The sequence below is a fragment of the Brevundimonas sp. Soil_N_31 genome, from assembly GCF_057655995.1.
On the sequence record NZ_JBDGLE010000001.1, the window covers coordinates 348293 to 367956 of the forward strand.

Annotated in this window: 20 protein-coding genes; 5 read left to right on the top strand and 15 right to left on the bottom strand. The window is 65.5% G+C overall.

The genetic code is table 11. The features are described from left to right. Window positions 1–3: 3 nt before the first annotated feature. Together AC3A3G_RS01685 and AC3A3G_RS01690 are read right to left on the bottom strand one after the other, a co-directional pair. A complete protein-coding gene (locus tag AC3A3G_RS01685) occupies window positions 4–417 on the bottom strand; it encodes a hypothetical protein (RefSeq protein WP_487487395.1) in 414 nt (137 codons plus the stop codon). An 87-nt stretch (window positions 418–504) separates the two neighbouring features. Then, a complete protein-coding gene (locus tag AC3A3G_RS01690; RefSeq protein ID WP_232464046.1) occupies window positions 505–732 on the bottom strand; it encodes a hypothetical protein in 228 nt (75 codons plus the stop codon). 389 nt (window positions 733–1121) lie between these two features. Between AC3A3G_RS01690 and AC3A3G_RS01695 the strand changes: the two genes are divergently transcribed. Further along, a complete protein-coding gene (locus tag AC3A3G_RS01695; RefSeq protein ID WP_487487396.1) occupies window positions 1122–1451 on the top strand; it encodes a hypothetical protein in 330 nt (109 codons plus the stop codon). A 164-nt stretch (window positions 1452–1615) separates the two neighbouring features. Next, window positions 1616–2011: a helix-turn-helix domain-containing protein gene (locus AC3A3G_RS01700; RefSeq protein ID WP_487487397.1), complete on the top strand. Its 396-nt coding sequence runs from the start codon at window positions 1616–1618 to the stop codon at window positions 2009–2011. 245 nt (window positions 2012–2256) lie between these two features. Here AC3A3G_RS01700 and AC3A3G_RS01705 read toward each other — a convergent pair whose 3' ends face one another. Both AC3A3G_RS01705 and parC read right to left on the bottom strand, forming a co-directional pair. Further along, a complete protein-coding gene (locus tag AC3A3G_RS01705; RefSeq protein WP_487487398.1) occupies window positions 2257–3585 on the bottom strand; it encodes a tyrosine-type recombinase/integrase in 1329 nt (442 codons plus the stop codon). A gap of 427 nt (window positions 3586–4012) precedes the next feature. Further along, a complete protein-coding gene (parC, locus tag AC3A3G_RS01710) occupies window positions 4013–6214 on the bottom strand; it encodes a DNA topoisomerase IV subunit A (protein WP_487487399.1) in 2202 nt (733 codons plus the stop codon). A gap of 103 nt (window positions 6215–6317) precedes the next feature. Here parC and AC3A3G_RS01715 point away from each other — a divergent pair, with 103 nt between their 5' ends. Then, window positions 6318–7391: an NAD(P)H-dependent flavin oxidoreductase gene (locus tag AC3A3G_RS01715; protein WP_487487400.1), complete on the top strand. Its 1074-nt coding sequence runs from the start codon at window positions 6318–6320 to the stop codon at window positions 7389–7391. 75 nt (window positions 7392–7466) lie between these two features. Here the strand turns inward: AC3A3G_RS01715 and recO are convergent, their stop codons facing one another. Further along, window positions 7467–8198 carry a DNA repair protein RecO gene (recO, locus tag AC3A3G_RS01720; protein ID WP_088491459.1) on the bottom strand — a complete coding sequence of 244 codons (732 nt, stop codon included), beginning with the start codon at window positions 8196–8198 and terminating at the stop codon, window positions 7467–7469. Next, window positions 8198–8653: a nuclear transport factor 2 family protein gene (locus tag AC3A3G_RS01725; RefSeq protein WP_487487401.1), complete on the bottom strand. Its 456-nt coding sequence runs from the start codon at window positions 8651–8653 to the stop codon at window positions 8198–8200. Before AC3A3G_RS01725 ends, recO begins: the two co-directional genes overlap by 1 nt. Before the next feature lie 91 nt (window positions 8654–8744). On the opposite strand from AC3A3G_RS01725, the gene AC3A3G_RS01730 reads away from it, so the two are divergent. Together AC3A3G_RS01730 and scpC are read left to right on the top strand one after the other, a co-directional pair. Then, window positions 8745–9185 carry a VOC family protein gene (locus AC3A3G_RS01730; protein ID WP_487487402.1) on the top strand — a complete coding sequence of 147 codons (441 nt, stop codon included), beginning with the start codon at window positions 8745–8747 and terminating at the stop codon, window positions 9183–9185. 114 nt (window positions 9186–9299) lie between these two features. Continuing rightward, complete coding sequence (gene scpC, locus AC3A3G_RS01735) at window positions 9300–10808, top strand: succinyl-CoA:acetate CoA-transferase ScpC (RefSeq protein WP_487487403.1); 1509 nt, start codon at window positions 9300–9302, stop codon at window positions 10806–10808. Window positions 10809–10814: 6 nt separating this feature from the next. Here scpC and AC3A3G_RS01740 read toward each other — a convergent pair whose 3' ends face one another. The 9 genes from AC3A3G_RS01740 to AC3A3G_RS01780 form a co-directional block, all read right to left on the bottom strand. Continuing rightward, window positions 10815–12053: a serine hydrolase domain-containing protein gene (locus AC3A3G_RS01740; protein WP_487487404.1), complete on the bottom strand. Its 1239-nt coding sequence runs from the start codon at window positions 12051–12053 to the stop codon at window positions 10815–10817. A 4-nt stretch (window positions 12054–12057) separates the two neighbouring features. Continuing rightward, window positions 12058–13023, bottom strand: a complete 966-nt coding sequence (era, locus tag AC3A3G_RS01745; RefSeq protein WP_289647659.1) for a GTPase Era — start codon at window positions 13021–13023, stop codon at window positions 12058–12060. Continuing rightward, entirely contained in the window at window positions 13020–13736 is a 717-nt protein-coding gene (rnc, locus tag AC3A3G_RS01750; protein WP_289647658.1) for a ribonuclease III, read from the bottom strand. The genes era and rnc overlap by 4 nt, the downstream gene beginning before the upstream one ends. Further along, window positions 13736–14662 (bottom strand): signal peptidase I, encoded by a 927-nt coding sequence (gene lepB, locus AC3A3G_RS01755; protein ID WP_200166895.1) that lies wholly within the window; start codon window positions 14660–14662, stop codon window positions 13736–13738. The genes rnc and lepB overlap by 1 nt, the downstream gene beginning before the upstream one ends. Before the next feature lie 112 nt (window positions 14663–14774). Beyond that, complete coding sequence (gene acpS / locus AC3A3G_RS01760) at window positions 14775–15176, bottom strand: holo-ACP synthase (RefSeq protein ID WP_128116208.1); 402 nt, start codon at window positions 15174–15176, stop codon at window positions 14775–14777. Then, window positions 15173–15931 carry a pyridoxine 5'-phosphate synthase gene (locus AC3A3G_RS01765; protein ID WP_487487405.1) on the bottom strand — a complete coding sequence of 253 codons (759 nt, stop codon included), beginning with the start codon at window positions 15929–15931 and terminating at the stop codon, window positions 15173–15175. The genes acpS and AC3A3G_RS01765 overlap by 4 nt, the downstream gene beginning before the upstream one ends. 15 nt (window positions 15932–15946) lie before the next feature. Further along, the gene (pyrE, locus tag AC3A3G_RS01770) at window positions 15947–16531 is read right to left on the bottom strand and encodes an orotate phosphoribosyltransferase (RefSeq protein WP_313575135.1); all 585 of its coding nucleotides are present in this window, start codon (window positions 16529–16531) and stop codon (window positions 15947–15949) included. 45 nt (window positions 16532–16576) lie between these two features. Beyond that, complete coding sequence (locus AC3A3G_RS01775) at window positions 16577–17356, bottom strand: LOG family protein (protein ID WP_487487406.1); 780 nt, start codon at window positions 17354–17356, stop codon at window positions 16577–16579. A gap of 37 nt (window positions 17357–17393) precedes the next feature. Continuing rightward, on the bottom strand, window positions 17394–19655 hold the full coding sequence (locus tag AC3A3G_RS01780; RefSeq protein WP_487487407.1) for a RelA/SpoT family protein: 2262 nt from the start codon (window positions 19653–19655) through the stop codon (window positions 17394–17396). Between the last annotated feature and the right edge of the window lie 9 nt (window positions 19656–19664).

The window sequence follows — 19664 nt, forward strand, 5'->3', positions numbered from 1 at the left end:
CGATCAGGCGTTCTGTCTGGGCGGTTGGAGCGGCGCGTCGAGAACGGCGCCGGGCGGCACGGCGTCGGGCGCCGGGCCAAGGTCGAGCGAGGTCACCACGCCCGCGCCGGTCGGATGGACAGGCGTCGCCAGGGCCACATGAATGTCGCCCCCGCTGTGATGGTGATGGCTGAGAGGGGATTTGCCGCTTTCATCGGCGACATCCATCGTCTGAGCGTTAGCCGAGCCATCGTCGTTCGTCGCCGCGTCATGGCTGTGACCGTGGTCATGGTCGTGAGCCAGATCGGCCGCGTCTTCATAGGAAACGCCAGGGAACTGAAGGCCGTGTTCGATCCTGTGCTGATTATTCTGCACGCCATGCATCTGCACCGCGACCATGACGGTCACGCCCAAGCAGACGCAAAGGAAACGGAACAAGCGTGGCAAATCGAAATTCCCCGATCGAATTTCGTTACGGGGAAACCGTCGACGATGCAACTGCGTGAAGGTCGCAGCAGTTTGGCCCTACTCGCCTTTATAATCGCGCCGTCGCTTCAGTGGCTCCTGGTCCGGAAAGCGTAGCTGCACTCCGGCTCCGAGCATTCCTGCAGGGATGAATACGACACCAGCGTCTTCCAAAGTTGCAACAAGCAACCGTGCATTTGCCGTTGTGACGGGCGCAGCGGCGTTGGTGCTTTCGGCCTTTCGAACGGTGTTCAGCGCCAGCCCCGTACGCTCAGCCAGATCGGACACGGACATATTCAAAAGCCCGCGCGCTGCGCGCAACTGCGCCCCAGTAACGACGGCGCCGGAGGGGCTTGTGTCGCGCTCAGAATTCATGATTGACCAATAGCACCATATTTGATAAATAGCACCAATACATGAAGGGAGGTGCCTCTATGAATGACGTTAAACCGGATCAACCGACTTGTCCGCTCCATGGAAAGCCGAGCCAACGCCGAACCTGCCGAAGCTGCAATGCTGCCTACATGCGCGGCTACCTTAGCGTTGCGCGTAAAACTCGTCCCACTTCCGCGCTTTTGACGCGAGCACGTCAGCGCGCTGTCCGTCAGGGCGTACCCTATACGCTTCGGCGTCAGGACATCTCCATGCCGCGCCGTTGCCCCGTTCTTGGTCTGCCCTTGACCGTGGGTACGGCGAGGTCCGCCAGTTCCCCCTCTCTTGATCGGATCAATCCCGCCAAAGGCTATCAGCCTGGCAATGTCAGGGTCATCAGCGACCAGGCTAATCGCCTGAAAAGTAACCGCAGTCTTGAAGAGGTCGTCCGACTGAGCCAGCGAGGGGCGCCTGAACGACGCGCGCAATATGCTGCCGTTGCGGCCTACATGGAGCGGGAAGCGCTCTTGGCTGAGGTGAAGCGAAAGGCGGCTATTGACCCGTCGCCGAGCAAGCCTTGGCAGGTGATTGCTGATTTCTTGGAGAACCGCTTTCGCGAATACATTCCACGATAATCACGATTCAATGTAGATTTTGTTTACGATAATACTGAATTAACCAACAAATCGTCTAGTTTTTGCTATTTTTTCTTGACTAATGTTTTCAGTTAAGTTTTCGTAAATCTCACTATTAACTCGCACTGACCCACAGGAGATGTGCAACGAAGCAAGGAGAAACCATGAAGAACGACGAACGTGATGCGCCCAGCCTGAGCCCGCTGGAGAACCGCTGGCTGACAGCCGAAGAAGCCGCCGCCTACATCGGCGTGAAGGTCGAGACGCTTTCGAAATGGCGCCTTCGCGGCCACGGCCCTCGCTACTCGGCCGCCTTGCGGCGCGATCCGCGCTATCGCCTGTCCGACCTCATGGAACACATGGCCGCTCAAATGGTGTCCAACACCCGCGAAGCGCGCACCGTTCGCATCTCCTATGCCGCTGACCATTCCCCGATGACGCTTACGGCGACCGATGCGCCCGTTGCGATCGGTGCAATCCACGGATCGTGGTTAGTCTCCCCGACGCGCGAACCCTTCACTCGACGGCTCCATCAATTTCACGCCGCCTCGCATACCTGAGAGGCGGCGTCCTCGTACCCCGCCGGCCTAAACATCAGCGCGCCGTCAGGCGCTGGCAGCGCGATCGGCGCTCGTGGATGTGGGGCTTTGGGCCCATATGAACGTTGCCAAATTGAAGGGATGAGGCCTCACCAATTGTAGGACGCCGCATGTCAGAATCTCTGACACGCGGCGCTTGGGGCTGCCTCAAATGCATTGACAGTTATTGTCGGAATTTGCGGCAGGAGAAACGTGCTTCCGGGACGTTACTGCTTATCCGAAGGCGCAGGGCTAAACGCGTGCGGCCCCACCATTCGAGCGATTTCATCGCTCCAGGCATTCTGAGCGGCCCGCACCTTCTCGCGCATTGTACGAACGTTGTAGCGGCGCGAAGGCTGGTTTTCATCGTAGTGGTTGATGACGTGCTCTGCGACACGCTCCGGAAAGCCCAAGTCTTCTTCAATGACAGTGCGTCCGTATCGTCGACCGTCGTACAATTGCAGTTCTTTCGACGGAAGTTCGCCAGCCTCAACCATCTGGTTGCGCATGGCCATAAAGGCACCTCCCATCGCCCCCCTCAAGAGGTGGTCGCCGCGCCCACATGTCGGGAAGAGATACGTGCTGGAACTGCGCTCCATCTGCGTCTGGATCAACCGCATAGCCAGCGGAGTCAGAGGCACATAGTAGGGCTTCCGCTTTTTCTTGGTCAGATGTTTCGGAACAATCCAGGTGGCCTCCGACAAATTGATATGCTCCCGCTGCGCGCGAGCAACATCAACGGGTCGCTGGAGTGTCACCAGATAGATCAGCGTCGCAAGCGCGACACTGATCCGCGTGTCCTTACCGGTGGCGCGTGCGACGTTCGCATGCCAGATTTTGGCAAATGAATCCGGATCAAAGTACTCGGGACGTTGTTCCAGATTGTCTTCAAAGAGGGCCGGGAACGACGCGGGGTTTTCGGACAACCACTCCCGATCAGAGATCGCCCAGTTGTACATTCTGCGGACAATGGACTGGATTTGGTTGGCCGTGGAATGCCCATTGAATCGGGGATGGCGGGCATCTATCGCAATCTGGCTTTGGATGCTGCGAACCAAATCCTTCATCTCAGGTTTCGAAATTTCCCTGAAGGGACGATCGCCTATGCGTGGCAACACGAAGCGCCCCAGCAGGTAGCTTCTCGCCTTCTTATCCCCCTCCGAAAAATGCGGGTGGGCCTCGTCGAACAACTCCGCCAGGGCGCTGACCGTTTCCACCTTTCCGCGTTTCGCGGCTGCAATGTCGTCACGACGTTCAACGGCGGGATCAATTCCTTCCAGTTGCAGCGCAGCCAACCGCTGAAGCGCTCCACGGCGTGCGTCTTCGGGCGGAATGGAAGCTGCGCACAGCCGAAAGTCATTCTTGCTGCCGTCAGTCCTCGGATAGCGGATGTAGTAGCTGGCGGACCCTCCGGGCGTAATCTGGACGTACAGTTGGGGCACGTCTGTGTCCCATAGGCGCACCCGCTTTCCCTGCACATGATCGGCTTGCGCTTTGTCGATCAGCTTGCGCGTTAAGCGGGCGCGATTGCCCTTTCTGTTCTTGTGGTTTGTCATTCTTTACCTCGTTCAAAGTTCGAGGTTCGAGCAGCACTTCCCACGCCAGACAGACCACCCACCGTGCCACTAACAGTGGTCGTAAGTCGTCCTAAGTGATCCCAAATGGCCCCCGAGAGCCTCTCTGACAGCGACCAAAGGCGGCGTTCAGAAATGGGATAAGATTCTGAATTGCTGTCCATTTTCGGGACACCGGGCAATTCATGTTTCTTCAGGCCTTCCTGCTCCCGCTGGGAGAGGGATTGAGCGCGCGGCGGCGCAGCCGTCGCCCTTGCGCGAAAGGGTGAGGGTTCTCGGCTGCAGTCGGCCGCAGGCCGTGACGCGACGGCTTACGCCGACGGACGAGACAAGCCCCTCACCCTTTCGCCTGAACCAATCGCTTCGCTCTTGGAGGCTCAAGCCCTCTCCCGCCGGGAGAGGGATGATTCTAGCGGAACTTGCGCAGGCCGCGCGGTCCCTGGCGGCCCGCCCCGGCGCGCTTGCCCAGCCAGTCCTTCCAGTCCGGCCAGTTGCGGCGGCGGCCGCCGCCGTCGGCCCATTCCGGCCCCTGTTCGGCGTTGAACACCGTCACATCGGCCAGGCCGCCCTGCTTGTAGTTCTGCAGCTTCACGCCCTTACCCCGGCCCATTTCGGGCAGTTCGGCCAGGGGGAAGATCAGCGCCTTGATGTTCTCGCCGATGGTCGCGACGTGGTCGCCGTTGACCCGCAGCATGGCCAGCATCTCGCCGTTCAGCACCTGCTTGCCGCCGCGCTTCTGGGCCAGCAGGTCGTTCTCGGGCGCCACGAAGCCATAGCCCGCCTTCGACGCGACCAGCAGTTTGGCGTTCGGTTCGTGCGCCACGACGTTGATGATGTCGGCCTTCTCGTCCAGGTCGATCATCAGGCGCAACGGTTCGCCATGCCCGCGCCCCGACGCCAGCTTGTCGGCGCCGATGGTGAAGATGCGCCCGTCCGACGCCCCGACCAGCAGCTTGTCGGTCGTATAGGCGGGGACCAGGAAGCCCAGCTTGTCGCCTTCCTTGAACTTCAGTTCGGAGGGGTCGTCGACCTTGCCCTTGGCGGCGCGGATCCAGCCGCGATCCGACAGGATGACGGTGATCGCCTCACGCGGGATAAAGGCCTCTGGCGCCACGAAGGCTGAGGCGTCGACCGCCTCGCCGATCACGGTCCGGCGCGGCGAGACCAGCGCCTTGCGCACGGCCTCCAGCTCCTTGCCGATGGCCTTCCACTGCTTGGCCTCGGAGGACGTCAGCGCCTGCAACGCCGCAAGTTCTTCCGACAGTTCATTGAATTCCTTCTCGATCGTCATCTCTTCGAGACGGGCCAGTTGACGCAGGCGGGTGTCGAGGATGAAGTCGGCCTGAAGCTCGCTCAGGCTGAATCGGGCGATCAGTTCGGCCTTGGGTTGCTCTTCCTCGCGGACGATGCGGATGACCTCGTCCAGGTTCAGGAAGACGATGCGCAAGCCTTCCAACAGGTGCAGGCGCTTTTCGACGCGGGCGATGCGCCACTGGCTGCGGCGGTTCAGCACCACGCGGCGGTGATCCAAGAAGGCCCGCAGGCAGTCCTTCAGTCCCATGACGCGCGGCGTGCCGGTGGCGTCCAGCACGTTCATGTTGATGGGGAAGCGCGTCTCCAGATCGGACAGCTTGAACAGGCTTTCCATAAGGACTTCAGGTTCTACCGTCCGGGACTTCGGCTCCAGGATCAGGCGGATGTCCTCGGCCGACTCGTCGCGGACGTCGGCCAGCAGCGGCGCCTTCTTGTTCTCGATCAGGTCGGCCAGCTGTTCGATCAGCTTGGACTTCTGCACCTGATAGGGAATCTCGGTGACGACGATGCGCCAGACGCCTCGGCCCAGATCCTCGGTGTCCCAGGCGGCGCGCAGGCGCACCCCGCCCCGGCCCGTCTCATAGGCATCCAGCATGGACGCATGGCCCTCGACCGAGACGCCGCCCGTGGGGAAATCCGGCCCCGGCACGATCTTGACCAGGTCTTCGGTCGTGGCGTCCGGCTGCTCCAGCAGCAGGTGGCAGGCGTCGATCAATTCACCGACGTTGTGCGGCGGGATCGAGGTCGCCATGCCCACGGCGATGCCCGACGACCCGTTGGCCAGAAGATTAGGGAAGCCCGCCGGCAGGACCACCGGCTCTTCGTCCTGATCGTCATAGGTGGGACGGAAGTCGACCGCGTCCTGGTCGATGCCGTCCAGCAGCAAGACGGCGGCGGGCGTCAGCTTGCACTCCGTATAGCGCATGGCCGCCGCGCTATCGCCGTCGATGTTGCCGAAGTTCCCCTGCCCGTCGACCAGCGGATAGCGCTGGGCGAAATCCTGGGCCAGACGGACCAGGGCCTCATAGATAGAGGCGTCGCCGTGCGGGTGATAGCCGCCCATGACCTCGCCGACGACCTTGGCGCATTTGCGCGCGGCCGCCTGCGGGTTCAGCCGCATCTGATGCATGGCGTACATGATGCGCCGGTGCACGGGCTTGAAGCCGTCACGCACGTCGGGCAGCGCCCGGTTGGTGATGGTCGACAGGGCGTAGGCCAGATAGCGGCGCGACAGCGCATCGCCCATCGGTTCTTCGACGATGCGGCCGCCTTCGGGCGTCGGGGTGTGGATGGTCATACGGCTTCGAATCAATGATCGGACGAGGAAAGTCTAGCGCAGCCGGGGCCTGACGCCGGGATTGTCAGCGCCTATCTGTGCAGAAACGCGCGAAGGAGCCCCGATGAAGACCGCCCTGACCGACCGCCTCGGCCTTTCCGTTCCGCTGATCCAGGCGCCGATGGCCGGAACCTCGACCGCCGAACTGGCCGCCGCCGTGTCGAACGCGGGAGCGCTTGGCTCCATCGCCCTGGGGGCCATCGACGCCGAGGCGAGCCGCAAGGCCATCCGCTCGGTGAAGACGCTGACCGACCGGCCGTTCAACGTCAATCTGTTCTGCCACGCGCCGATCGCGGCCGATCCAGCGCGCGACGCGGCATGGATCGACAGCCTGCGCCCGATCTTCACTGAGTTCAGCGCCGTCCCGCCCGAACGGCTCAATGACATCTATCAAAGCTTCCTGACCGACGACGCCAAGCTGGCCGTGCTGGTCGAGGAAAAGCCCGCCGTGGTCAGCGTCCATTTCGGCCTGCCGCGCGTCGATCAGATCGCGGCGCTGAAGGCGGCGGGCTGCGTCCTGATCGCCAGCGCCACCACGCCCGAGGAAGGCCGCGCCGCCGTCGCCGCCGGGTTCGACATGGTGATCGCCCAGGGGGTCGAGGCGGGCGGCCATCGCGGCGTCTTCGACCCGGCCGACGATCCGCGCTTCGCCACCCTGCCGCTGACGCGCCTGCTGGCGCGCGACCTGTCGGTTCCGGTCATCGCGGCGGGCGGGATCATGGACGGCGCAGGGATCACAGCAGCGCTGGCGCTGGGCGCGGCCGGGGCGCAGATGGGCACGGCCTTCGCCGCCTGCCCGGAATCGGCGGCGGATGCGGCCTATCGGGCGGCCTTGGCAGGAGCGGACGCCGGGCGCACGCGGGTCAGCGCGGCCATCTCCGGCCGCCCGGCGCGCGGGGTGGAGAACGCCTTCATGCGCCGGGCCGATGAGACGAAGATCGCCGCCTATCCTTACGCCTACGACCTCGGCAAGGCGCTGAACGCGGCGGCAAAGGCCAAGGGCGACAACGGCTATGCGCCGCACTGGGCGGGACAAGGCGCGTCGCTAGGCCGCGCCCTGCCTGCCCCTGAACTGGTCGCGATGTTGGAAAGGGAAACGCGCGAGGCGATTGCGGGGCTGTCGGCGCTGAATCGGTAAGCGCGCACAATCAATTCCCGTCACCCTCGGGACAAGCCCGAGGGTGACGGTGAGGTTTCAACCGCCTTACCGGAGTTAAAGCCGCCCCGCCTCGCCCAGCTTGTCGATCATCCAAACGCGCGCGGGCGGCAGCGGCCGGTTCAGGGCGTGGAAGACGAACTGCTCAAGGAAATGCCCCGTCAGCTCCAGCCCCGCCTTCACGTCGCCCTCGCCCAGCCCCGCCTGCGCGCCCAGCATGAAGGGCGGCAGGGCCAGCAGCTTGTCGGCATAGGGCGCGCCCGCCTCGCGGCTGACGGCGCGGCCGGTGCGGGGGCTGACCCAGACCAGGTCGTCCATCGACCCCGTTGACGCGCAGCGCGACAGGTCGAGACCGAAGCCCAAGTCCTCCAGCAACCCAGCCTCGAACCGCACGAAAATGGCGGGCCAGACCTCGGGCACGGCGAACGCGCCCATCAGCGCCTCGAAGGCGTAAAAGGCGCCCGGATGCGGCTCCCGCTCCGGCAGGGCGCCCTGCGCCACCGCAGCGGCGGCGCTCAGCCCGGTCAGGGCCAGCGGGTCGTCGAACAGTGCGGCCGGGCCTTCGCCCACCGGCTCCAGTCGCGCCGAGCCTAGCTGATCCGACGTCCGCGACCGCAGATCGGCCACGACCCGCGCGCCCGGCTGAAGGAAGGGCCGCATCCGCCGCGACGCCCCGCCCGCGACATAGGCGGCGCGGCGACCGTGCCGTTCAGTCAGCAGATCGACCACCGCCCCCGTATCGCCATGCGCCCGCGCCGACAGCACGAAGGCGTCGTCCTGAACCTCCATCAGTCGGCCTTGATGGCGTCGACGACGGCGCGCGCCCGGTCGTTCGGTACGGCGAAGCTGAGGACGTATTGCTCGATCTTCCAGCCGTCCTCGGTCAGGCGCAGTACGCCCGAGCCGCGCGTCGTTCCATAGGCGTCACTGTCCAGCACCTCGTCGAACCAGGCGACGCAGCGGCAGTCGATCGGGGCGATCGTCACGGCCCGCGCCGTCGGGCGATAGGTCCAGCCCTTGCCCTGCGAGAAGTAGGGCGTGGCGTAGGCGCGGAATTCCGACAGGCTCCACCGCTCAGCCGCGTCGGTGCCGATGAAGCGGGCGTCCGGCGTGAACGTCGCGAAATAGGCCTCGCCGTCCGCCACCGAAGCGGCGGCGTGCATGGCGTCCAGCGTGCGCTCGATCGGCGCGGTCTCTGCAGGCGCGGCGGACAGTTGAAGCATCATCAGGGCGGCGGTGATCATGGCTTTGTTCTAGTCCTGTTCCGTCAATGGGGGAAGCGCCGGGAAACGACGCCCGCCTGGCGCGTTCCGGCTCCATCCGAAGGAGGATCCCATGAAGATCGTCACCAGCCTCAGCTTTCAGGGCCAGTGCCGCGAGGCGCTGGAGTTCTACGCCCGCGTGCTGGGCGGCAAGGTCACGGCCGCCTTTCCGTACGGCGACGGCCCGCCCGACATGCCGGTCGATCCCAAATACAAGGAATGGCTGATGCACGGCTGGCTGGAGATCGGGGACCAGGCGATCATGGGGGCCGACATGCCGCCCGAGTTCGCGCCCAATATCGACAAGCCCAAGAACGGCTTCGACGTGTCCTATCACACCGACGACCTCCCCAAGGCGCGACAGGTCTTCGACGCCCTGTCCGAAGGCGGCAAGGTCGGCATGCCCTTCGCCGAGACCTTCTGGTCACCCGGTTTCGGCACCTTCACCGACAGGTTCGGCATCCCCTGGATGGTCAACACCAACCCGACCGAGGACTGGAATCCCGGCGGCTGACGCCTTTGTGATCACGGACTGTTACGACCAAAGCCGTATTGGAATCAGGGTGATGCGGCGCCTATGTCCGCGTCGTTCCTTGAGCCCTCCCCGGCTCCAGTCGTCAGGTTTGCGATGTCCCGCGTCCGTAACGCCGCCCTCAAGTCGAAGATCATGTCCGCACAGGACGCCGCCAGCCTGATCCCGGCCAACTCGACGGTGGGCATGAGCGGCTTCACCGGCTCGGGCTACCCCAAGGTCGTGCCGATGGCCCTGGCCGAGCGGATCGAGGCCGAGCACGCGGCGGGAAACCCGTTCAAGCTGAAGGTCTGGACCGGCGCCTCGACCGGGCCGGAACTGGACGGCGCGCTCGCAAAAGCTGACGGCATCGAGTTCCGCCTGCCCTACAACTCCGACCCCATCGCCCGCGAGAAGATCAACAAGGGCGAGATGGAATACCTGGACATGCACCTGTCGCAGGTGGCGCCGGTGGCCTGGCAGGGCTTCCTCGGCCCGCTGGAGACGGCGGTGGTCGAGGTGTCGGGCATCCGCGAGGACGGGGCGCTGATCCCTTCCTCCTCCATCGGCAACAACAAGACCTGGCTGGACCGCGCCGATCAGATCATCCTTGAGGTCAACAGCTGGCAGAACGCGGCGCTGGAGGGGATGCACGACATCTACTACGGCACCGCCCTACCGCCCGCGCGCGTGCCGATCCCGCTGACCAAGCCGACCGACCTGATCGGCGAAACGGTCTTCCGCGTCGATCCGTCCAAGATCGCCGCCATCGTCGAGACGGACAGCCCCGACCGCAACCTGCCCTTCGCCGCGCCGGACGCCAGCGCCACGGCCATCGCCGGGCACCTGATCGAATTCCTGCAGCATGAGGTGAAACTGGGCCGCCTGCCCGCCCATCTGCTGCCGCTGCAATCGGGCGTGGGCAATGTCGCCAACGCCGTGCTGGCGGGACTGCAAAACAGCCCGTTCGAGAACCTGACCGCCTATACCGAGGTGCTGCAGGACGGGATGCTGGACCTGCTGGACTCAGGGAAGCTGACCGTCGCCTCGGCCACCGCCTTCTCGCTCAGCCCCGAGGCCGCCGCCGATCTGAACAGCAGGATGGAGCAGTTCCGCGGCAAGATCATCCTGCGCCCGCAGGAGATCTCGAACCACCCGGAGATCATCCGCCGTCTGGGCTGCATCGCCATGAACGGCCTGATCGAGGCCGACATCTACGGCAACGTCAACTCGACCCACGTCATGGGCTCGCGCATTCAGAATGGCATCGGCGGCTCGGGCGACTTTGCGCGCAACGCCTATATTTCCTGCTTCGTCACGCCCTCGACGGCCAAGGGCGGCAAGATCTCGGCCATCGTCCCCATGGCCAGCCACGTCGACCACATCACCCAGGACGTGCAGGTCATCGTCACGGAACAGGGCCTGGCCGACCTGCGCGGCCTGTCGCCCAAACAGCGCGCCCAGGTCATCATCGCCAACTGCGCCCACCCCGACTATCGCGACGCGCTCAGCGACTATTACGCCCGCGCGCTGAAGGGGTCGTACGGTCTGCAATCGCCCCACCTGCTGACCGAGGCGCTGTCGTGGCACCAGCGCTTCATCGAGACGGGCTCGATGAAACCCTGATCGGCCTCAGCGCGCCAGCGCGGCGGGGAACGGACGCCCCAGAGCTTCGGCCATGGCCTGCTGATTGATCAACAGCACCAGGTCGCGCAGGTGGTAGTTGTTGGACAACACCACCACCGTCACCTCCTGATCGGGCTGGTAGGACACAAGGTTGCGGAACCCCGCCCAGCTGCCGGTGTGGTAAATCTGGCGATCGCTGAACGGCGATGAGGTCCGCTCGCCCAGGGCGCTGACGTAGATGCCGTAGCCATAGGCTCGATGAGGGCCGCGCCGCTCGGGCATGTCGTCCGGGGCGTGATCGGCGATCAGGTCGGCATAGGCCTTGTCGCTCAGGATGTGGCCCTGATGCAGGGAGCGGTTCCAGGCCAGCACGTCGTCCAGCGTCGAATACAGCGCCCCGGCGCCCGCCACGACGCTGACATTGGCGATGGGCTGCGGCGTCAGGCCCGCCGGAAACAGGCCGTAGCCCATGGCCAGGCCCTGAGCGTCGTTATTCACGTCCGAGCCGGTGTCCTTCATGCCCAGGGGCTTGAGGATCGCCTGCTCCATATAGGTCTCGAACGGCTGGCCGCTGGCCTTTGACACGATCTCGGCCGCCAGGTTGAAGGCGGCGTTGTTGTAGCGGACCTTCGTCCCCGGCTCGAACTGCAGGCCATAGCGGGCCGAGGTCTCGGTCAGTTCCTGCGGCGTGCGGTGGGTGACGCGGATGCGGCCCCACTCAGCCTGAGCCATCACGTCAGGAATGCCCGAGGTATGCGACATCAGGTGATGGATACGCAGCGGCCGCCAGGCGTCGGGGCACGGCTCGATCCATTTGCAGACGGGATCGTCGACCGACAGCTTGCCCTCGTCCTGAAGCTTCAGAACGGCGACGGCGGTGAACTGTTTGGACACCGAGGCCAGGCGGAAACGGGTGTCCAGGGCGAAGGGCGTGTCCTGCTCATAGTTCGCCTTGCCATAAACCTGGCGGAACAGAACCTGATCGCCCCGGGCCACCAGGACGGCGCCGGTGAACTGCTTGCTGGCCGCCAGGTGGTCCAGACGTTCCTTCAACTGCGGCAGGGCCTCGACCACCTCGACCGGCGGGCGCTTGGGCAGGTCTGTCCGATAGACGGCGGCCGCCTGGGTTTCCGGCGCGACGGCCTTGACGAACCACGCGCCCGCGCCAGCCGAAATCAGGCCGGCGACGACGAGGGAACCGAGGAACCAGGGCCTTCCGCCCGCGGTCTTGGGAACGATGAACACGAGACTAGACGTCAAACTCCAGGCCGAACTGGGCGTACAATGCCTTTGAGTCTTGCCATTTGGGATCGACTTTGACGGTCAAAAACAGGTGAACGGGCCGATCCAGGATCTCGATCAGCTCCTCGCGCGCCTTCTGGCCGATCCATTTCAGAGTCTGGCCGCCCTTGCCCAGGACGATCGGGCGCTGGCTTTCGCGCTCGACATAGATGGTCTGTTCGATGCGGGCCGAACCGTCCGCCTTGTCCTCGAACGAGGTCGTCTCGACCGCCGCCGAATAGGGCAGTTCCTCGTGAACGCGCAGATAGACCTTCTCGCGGGTGATCTCGGCCGCCAGGACGCGCAGGGGCACGTCCGCCGACTGATCTTCCGGGTACAGCCACGGCCCCTCGGGCATGGCCAGAGCCAGGCGCGTCTTCAGATCCTCCACGCCGTCGCCGCTGAGCGCCGAGATCATGAAGACCTCGGAATAGACGCCCGTCTCGAACAGGCGCTGCGACAGGGCCAGCAGGGTGTCGCGGCGCATCCCGTCGATCTTGTTCAGCGCCAGGATGACCTTGGTGTCGGTCGCCTTCAGATTGGCGATGATGGTCTCTGTGTCCTCGGCCGAGCGGCGGTCGGCGGCGGTGCCTTCGCGACCTTCAGCGTCGATGTGCGACTGGGCGTCGATCAGATGGACGACCACGTCCGCGTCCTGCGCCCCGCCCCAGGCCGAAGTGACCATGGCGCGATCCAGGCGACGGCGCGGCGTGAAGATGCCGGGCGTGTCCACCAGCACGATCTGGGCGTCGCCCTTGATGGCGATGCCGCGCACGGGGAAGCGCGTGGTCTGGACCTTCTGGGTGACGATGGAGACCTTGGAGCCGGTCAACCGGTTCACCAGCGTCGACTTGCCCGCATTGGGCGCGCCGATGATGGCGGCGAAGCCCGCGCGCTGGCCGGTGATCTCGGTGGTTTCGGTGGTCTCGGTCAAATTACGTCTTCTCGTTTCAATAGGGCGATGGCGGCGGCCTTTTCCGCCTCCTGTCGCGAACGTCCCTGGGCGCGGGCCGGTTCATAGCCCGTCACCGTCGCCTCGACCGTGAAGGTCGGCGCGTGATCCGAGCCGGTGCGCTGGACCACTTCATAGGTCGGCAGCGGTCGGCCCTGGCCTTGCGCCCATTCCTGCAGGGCGGACTTGGGGTTGGTCACCGCCGCACTCGGAGGTGCGGCCAATTCTTCGGCCCAGGCGCGTTCGAACACGGCCTGAGCAGCGATCAGACCGCCGTCGCGATAGACGGCCGCCAGGATCGCTTCCACAGCATCGGCGATGACTCCGGCCTTTCTGCGGCCGCCGGTCTTGGTCTCACCGGGCGACAGGCGAAGCGCGTCGCCGACGCCCAGCCGCTCGCCCACGCGGGCGCAGGCGCTCTTGTCCACCAGGGCGTGCAGGCGGGCGGACAGCTGCCCCTCGTCCGCCGACGGGTAGTCGCGCACCAGTCGATCCGCGACCAGCAGGCCCAGCACCCGGTCGCCCAGGAACTCCAGCCGCTCATTGTCAGCGGGCGTCTGCGGCCCCGCCCCCTCGCCCACGCTGGAGTGCGTCAGGGCGCGCTCCAGCAGGGAGGCGTCCTCAAAGTCATGCCCCAGGCGCTGGCGCAGGGCCGCCACGGCCTCGGCGCGCACGTTCGTGCGTCCGCCGGCCATCAGTCGAGGATCTTGAAGAACCGGCTGAAGCGCACATTGGCGAACCAGCTGACCGGGTTGAACAGCGAAGCGCCCGGCGTCCACGAGAACATGATGATCTCGGCCTTGCCGACCAGGTTCTCGGCCGGGACCATGCCCACGCCGGCCGACATCTCGACGCGGCTGTCGATCGAGTTGTCGCGGTTGTCGCCCATCATGAAGTAGTGGCCGGCTGGAACCTCATACAGCGGCGTGTCGTCCAGATCGCCGCCGGGGCCGAAGTCCTGCGTCATGAAGGTGCGGCCGCCCGGCAGGGTCTCGCGCACCTGGGTCACGGCGCGCGGGCCGAACATGTCGGCCATCTGGGCGCGGCTGACCACCACGTCCTGCACCGGCGCGCCGTTGATGTAGAGCTTGTTGGCGATCATCTGCACCTTGTCGCCCGGCAGGCCGATCACGCGCTTGATGTAGTCCGTCTTGTTGTCGCGCGGCAGCTTGAACACGGCGATGTCGCCGCGCTCGGGGCCCTTGCCCAGGATGCGGCCGTTGAATACCGGCGGGCTGAACGGGATCGAGTGCTTGGAATAGCCGTACGACCACTTCGACACGACGATGTAGTCGCCCTCGTACAGATTCGGCTCCATCGAGGCCGACGGGATGGTGAAGGGCTGGAACAGCAGCACACGCAGCACCAGCGCGATCAGCAGGGCGAAAACGACGGTCTTGATGATCTCGACCGTTTCGTTGCTCGCGGACTTTTCTTTCTTCACTCGCTTGGCCTTCCTGGCGCGCCGGGGCGCATAGATCGGGGTCTCGCTGTCGAGGGCTTCGGGGTCGTCCCCCATGTCGAAGGGCGCGTCGCCGTCGTCGCTCCAGATCGGCCGTTGGTCAGCCGGATCGAGGGCTGGGTCGGCTGCTCCGCCGTTCGCCTTGGGGTCGTCGCTCATCGTCTGCTCGAATCCTCCGCCGAACGCGGGGTTTGAAGGTCGAGGCGTAGTCGCTGAACCCGCCGCGAGCAAGACTCTGGATGATGAAGGAACCGCAACCTTCGCGGCGGCGTCAGGCCTTGGGCAGGGCTTCGATCACCACAAAGGCCAGGGCATAGGGGTGTTCGTCGCTGAGGGTCAGGTGGATGCGCGCCTCATGCCCCGGCGGGGTCAGGCGGGCCAAGTGCTCGGCCGCGTGGCCGGTCAGGGCCAGCGTCGGCTGGCCGGACGGCAGGTTCACCACCCCCATGTCGCGCCAGTAAACGTCGGAGCGCATCCCCGTGCCCAGGGCCTTGGCGCAAGCTTCCTTGGCGGCGAACCGCTTGGCGTAGCTCCACGCGGGGTCGGCCTTGCGGTCGGAACGGCTGCGCTCCAACTCGGTGAAGACGCGCTGTTTGAAACGGTCGCCGAAACGATCCAGCGACGCCTGGATGCGCCGGATGTCAGATAGGTCAGCGCCGACGCCGATGATCATGACCCCGATCCTGAAATCGCCTCGTCCATCGCCGCGCGCATCCGGCGGATGGCGGCGTCCAGACCGACGAAGACCGCCTCGCCGATCAGGAAATGGCCGATGTTCAGCTCGACGATCTCACGGATGGCCAGAACCTCGCTCGCCGAGGCGTAGTCGAGGCCGTGACCCGCATGAACCTCCAGCCCCAGAATATCGGCCTGTGCGGCGGCGGCGGCCAGACGGTCGAATTCGGCCGCGCGCACGGCCGGGTCGGTCAGGTGGCAATAGCGGCCGGTGTGGAACTCGACCACCTGGGCGCCGACGGCGGCGGCGGCCTCGACCTGATCCTCGGACGGTTCGATGAACAGGCTGACGCGGATTCCGGCGTCCGACAGCGCCTTCACCACCGGGGCGATGCGGACCTCATGACCGGCGACGGCCAGTCCGCCCTCGGTCGTCACCTCCTCGCGCCGTTCAGGCACCAGACAGGCGGCGTGCGGCCGGTGGCGCAGGGCGATGGCCAGCATCTCCTCCGTCACCGCCATCTCGAAGTTCAGCGGCTTGTCCGCGCGGCGGCACAGGGCCGTCAGCACGTCGATGTCGGCGTCGGTGATGTGACGGCGATCCTCGCGCAGGTGAGCGGTGATGCCGTCGGCGCCCGCCGCCAGCGCCGCCTCGGCCGCGCGGGCCGGATCGGGATGAGCGCCGCCGCGCGCGTTACGAACCGTGGCGACGTGGTCGATATTGACGCCCAGACGAACCCGCTGACGCTTCATCCCGTTCTCTCTTCTCTACTTCGACAGGCGACGGCTGCCCGGATCCTCGACCGGCAGAGCGGCCAGTTCCGGCGGCAGGGCGTCGGCCGGATAGGCAGGCACCTCCATCGAAGCCAACGCGATCAGGGGCACGCCCACATCGACCTTGCCGCCCGACCGATCAACGATGCAGGCGGCGGCGACGACTTCGCCTCCCGCCTTCTGGATCGCGGCGATGCATTCGCGCGAAGAAAGCCCCGTGGTGACGATGTCCTCGACCATGACGATCTTTTCACCCGGCTCGACCGAGAAGCCGCGACGCAGTTTGAATTCGCCGCCCTCGCGCTCGACGTACATGGAGCGGACGTTCAGGTGCTTGGCCGTCTCATAACCGGGGATGATGCCGCCGACGGCGGGCGAGATCGCCGCGTCGACCGGGCCGACCGTCGCGACGATCTTTTCCGCCAACGCCTTGCACAGGCGCGCACAGCGGGCGCCGTCCATGAAGACCAGGTTCTTCTGCAGGAAGACCGGGCTGTGCAGGCCGGACGAGAGGACGAAATGGCCTTCGCGCAGGGCGCCGGCGTCGCGGAATTCGTTGAGGACGTCTTCAGTGTTCATGAAGGCCGTCCTTAGACCCTGCAGCAGCCGCCCTCAACCCGCGCGCTATTTGATGTCGCAGTTCGGCTTCAGTCCGCCTTCCAGCAGCCTGGCCCACACCGTCTCGGCGTCGTCGGCGAAGGCGAACAGGTTCATGTCCGACGCCTTGACCATGCCGTGCTCGATCAGAACGTCGAAGTTGATGACCGAGCGCCAATAGGCCTCGTCGAACAGGACGATGGGAATCGGCGGCGCCTTGTCCGTCTGGCGCAGCGTCAGGATCTCGAACAGTTCGTCCAGGGTGCCGAAGCCGCCGGGGAAGACCACCAGGGCGTTGGCCCGCATGGCCAGGTGCATCTTACGCATGGCGAAGTAGTGGAACTGGAACGTCAGCTCGGGCGTCGACCAGGGGTTCGGGAACTGCTCGTGCGGCAGGGTGACGTTGAAGCCGATCGACGGCGCCCCCGCCTCATACGCGCCCTGGTTAGCGGCCTGCATGATGCCCGGCCCGCCGCCCGTGGCGATGACGTTGTCGCGCACCTCGCCCGGCTCGCCGCGGAAGGCGCCGCCGCGTTCAGAGGCGATGCGGCCGAACTCGCGCGCCTGCTCGTACCAATAGGCGTGACGACCGTCGCCGTTCACGCCGACGCGGGCGCTGCCGAAGACGACGATGGTCGAACGCACGCCCCAGGCCTTCAGCGCCTGTTCGGCCTTCTCGTACTCCATCAGGAAGCGCACGCCGCGCATCGACTCGCCCAGCAGGAAGTCCTGATCCAGGGCGGCCAGACGATAGGAGGGCGAGGCCATCTGGGCCTCGTTGGCGAGCTTCTGTTGTTCGGGGGACATGACGGCCTTGTCGTAAAATACAAAGAGGCGGCGGCGATCAGCCGCGCGCGCGGTCGACGGTGTCGACGGACGGATTGGCCCGAAGGGCCGCGATGATCATGGTCGCATGGCGGGCGTCTTCAACCTCCACGTCGATATCGACGTCGAAGAAGTCCTGCTGCCGGTGCGCCATGCTGAGGTTGAGGATGTTGCCGCCCGCCTCGCCGATGATGGTGGCGACTTGGCCCAGAACGCCGGGGGCGTTCTTCATGGTGGCGTGCAGCTTGACCGCGCCGACGGCGCTGCGCTCGGCCTGCGGCGTCCATTGCAGATCCTGCCAGACGGAATCGTCGTCGGCGAAGTCGGCCAGGCTCTGGCAGTCGATGGTGTGGACCGTCAACCCCTTGTCCGGCTCAAGGATGCCGACGATGCGGTCGCCGGGTACAGGAGAACAACACTGGCCGAAGTGAATGCTGACGCCCGGCGTCAGGCCGCTGCCGCGCACGAACAGGCGCGGCGATTCCGCGCCGATGCGCTTGCGCTCCGGCCCGGCCTTCAGCTGGCCCTTCAGCGCCGGGAACAGGGTCTCGGCCACGCGCGTGGCGGTCAAACGGCCCCGGCCGATGGCGTCGAACATGTCGTCTTCGGACGGCATGGCGAAGGTCTTCAGCACCTCCGTCAGCTTGACGTCGGCCAGCGACTTGCTCGCCCGCTCCAGCGTCTGCTCCAGCGTCGTCTTGCCCAGGCGCACGAACTCTTCGCGCTCCGAGGTGCGGATGTGGCGGCGGATGGCCGAGCGGGCGCGGCCCGTGACGGTCAGGCTGCGCCAGTCGGTCGGCACCTCGCGCTTGGTCCCGCGAATGATCTCGACCACGTCGCCGTTCTGAAGCGCCGTGCGCATGGGCTTCAGCTCGCCGTTGATCTTCACCCCGACGGCCGTATCGCCGACCTCGGTGTGGACGGCGTAGGCGAAGTCCAGCGGCATCCCGCCGCGCGGCAGAGTGATCAGCGTCCCCTTCGGCGTGAAGACGAAGACCTGATCCAGGTACATTTCAAGCTTGGCGTGCTCGACCCAGTCCTCGCCCCCTTCCCCGTGCTCGATCACCTGAACCAGATGGCGCAGGTTCAGCAGGGGGTCGCGGCCGCCGTCAGCCTCCATGGCCTCGCGGTCGAAGCCGTAGGACTGGTTCTTGTAGGCCCAGTGCGCCGCCACCCCGTCCTCGGCCACACGATCCATGATCTCGGTGCGGATCTGCATCTCGATGCGCAGGCCGCCCGGCCCGACGACCGTGGTGTGCAGCGAGCGGTAGTTGTTCGACTTGGGCGTCGAGATGAAATCCTTGAACCGCTCCGGCACCATCGGCCAGGCGCGGTGGATGACGCCCAGGGCGCGATAACAGTCGTCCTCGCTCTCGACGATGACGCGGAAGCCGTAGATGTCCGACAGGGACGAAAAGCCGACTGTCTTGCGCTGCAGCTTGCGCCAGATGGAATAGGGCGTCTTCTCTCGGCCCTTGACCCGCGCGGTCAGCCCCGCCTCGGACAGCACCCGCTCGATCTCGGGCGAGACGGCCTCGATGGCGCTGCCGTTCTCCAGCTTCAGCGCCTCCAGGCGGCGCTGGATGGCGACGCGCGCCGTGGCGTTCAGATGCTCGAACGCCAGCTCCTCCAGCTCGGCGGCGATGGAGTGGATGCCGATCGACCGGCCCAGGGGGGCGTAGACTTCCAGCGTCTCGCGGCTGATGCGCTCGCGCTTCTCAGGCTTCACGAAGTGAAGGGTGCGCATGTTGTGCAGGCGGTCGGCCAGCTTGACCAGCAGCACCCGCACATCGCGCGAAATGGCCAGAATGAACTTCCGCAGGTTCTCGGCCTGACGCGTGTGCTCGGCCTGAAGTTCAAGCCGCGACAGCTTGGTCACGCCCTCGACCAGGACCGCGACCTCTTCGCCGAACATGTCGGCGATGTCCTCACGGGTGGCCGAGGTGTCCTCGACCACGTCGTGCAGCAGGGCGGTGACGATGGTCGCCGTATCCAGCCGATAGTGGGTCAGGATGCCTGCGACCTGGATCGGGTGTGCGAAATAGGGATCGCCCGAGGCCCGCAACTGCGAGCCATGCATCTTCATCGCATAGACATAGGCGCGGTTGAGCAGCGCCTCATCGGCGGTCGGGTCATAGGCCTTGACCGCCTCGATCAATTCGAACTGGCGCATGATCGGTGCGCGTTTGGGTTCAGACAATACAGGGCCTTCAGACGACTTCGGCGCCGCCCCAGCAGGGGGCGACGCCGACTTGTCTTGCAGATTCGCGGGTTGGTCCATCGGCGTGTC

Bases quoted from the DNA above. Each gene is read 5' to 3' on its own strand.
- AC3A3G_RS01725 (WP_487487401.1), bottom strand. From the start codon at position 8,653: ATGATCACCGCCGCCCTGATGATGCTTCAACTGTCCGCCGCGCCTGCA.
- rnc (WP_289647658.1), bottom strand. From the start codon at position 13,736: ATGGCCGGCGGACGCACGAACGTGCGCGCCGAGGCCGTGGCGGCCCTG.
- pyrE (WP_313575135.1), bottom strand. From the start codon at position 16,531: ATGAACACTGAAGACGTCCTCAACGAATTCCGCGACGCCGGCGCCCTG.
- lepB (WP_200166895.1), bottom strand. From the start codon at position 14,662: ATGAGCGACGACCCCAAGGCGAACGGCGGAGCAGCCGACCCAGCCCTC.
- scpC (WP_487487403.1), top strand. From the start codon at position 9,300: ATGTCCCGCGTCCGTAACGCCGCCCTCAAGTCGAAGATCATGTCCGCA.
- AC3A3G_RS01715 (WP_487487400.1), top strand. From the start codon at position 6,318: ATGAAGACCGCCCTGACCGACCGCCTCGGCCTTTCCGTTCCGCTGATC.
- AC3A3G_RS01700 (WP_487487397.1), top strand. From the start codon at position 1,616: ATGAAGAACGACGAACGTGATGCGCCCAGCCTGAGCCCGCTGGAGAAC.
- AC3A3G_RS01780 (WP_487487407.1), bottom strand. From the start codon at position 19,655: ATGGACCAACCCGCGAATCTGCAAGACAAGTCGGCGTCGCCCCCTGCT.
- AC3A3G_RS01775 (WP_487487406.1), bottom strand. From the start codon at position 17,356: ATGTCCCCCGAACAACAGAAGCTCGCCAACGAGGCCCAGATGGCCTCG.
- acpS (WP_128116208.1), bottom strand. From the start codon at position 15,176: ATGATCATCGGCGTCGGCGCTGACCTATCTGACATCCGGCGCATCCAG.
- recO (WP_088491459.1), bottom strand. From the start codon at position 8,198: ATGGAGGTTCAGGACGACGCCTTCGTGCTGTCGGCGCGGGCGCATGGC.
- AC3A3G_RS01765 (WP_487487405.1), bottom strand. From the start codon at position 15,931: ATGAAGCGTCAGCGGGTTCGTCTGGGCGTCAATATCGACCACGTCGCC.
- parC (WP_487487399.1), bottom strand. From the start codon at position 6,214: ATGACCATCCACACCCCGACGCCCGAAGGCGGCCGCATCGTCGAAGAA.
- AC3A3G_RS01705 (WP_487487398.1), bottom strand. From the start codon at position 3,585: ATGACAAACCACAAGAACAGAAAGGGCAATCGCGCCCGCTTAACGCGC.
- AC3A3G_RS01730 (WP_487487402.1), top strand. From the start codon at position 8,745: ATGAAGATCGTCACCAGCCTCAGCTTTCAGGGCCAGTGCCGCGAGGCG.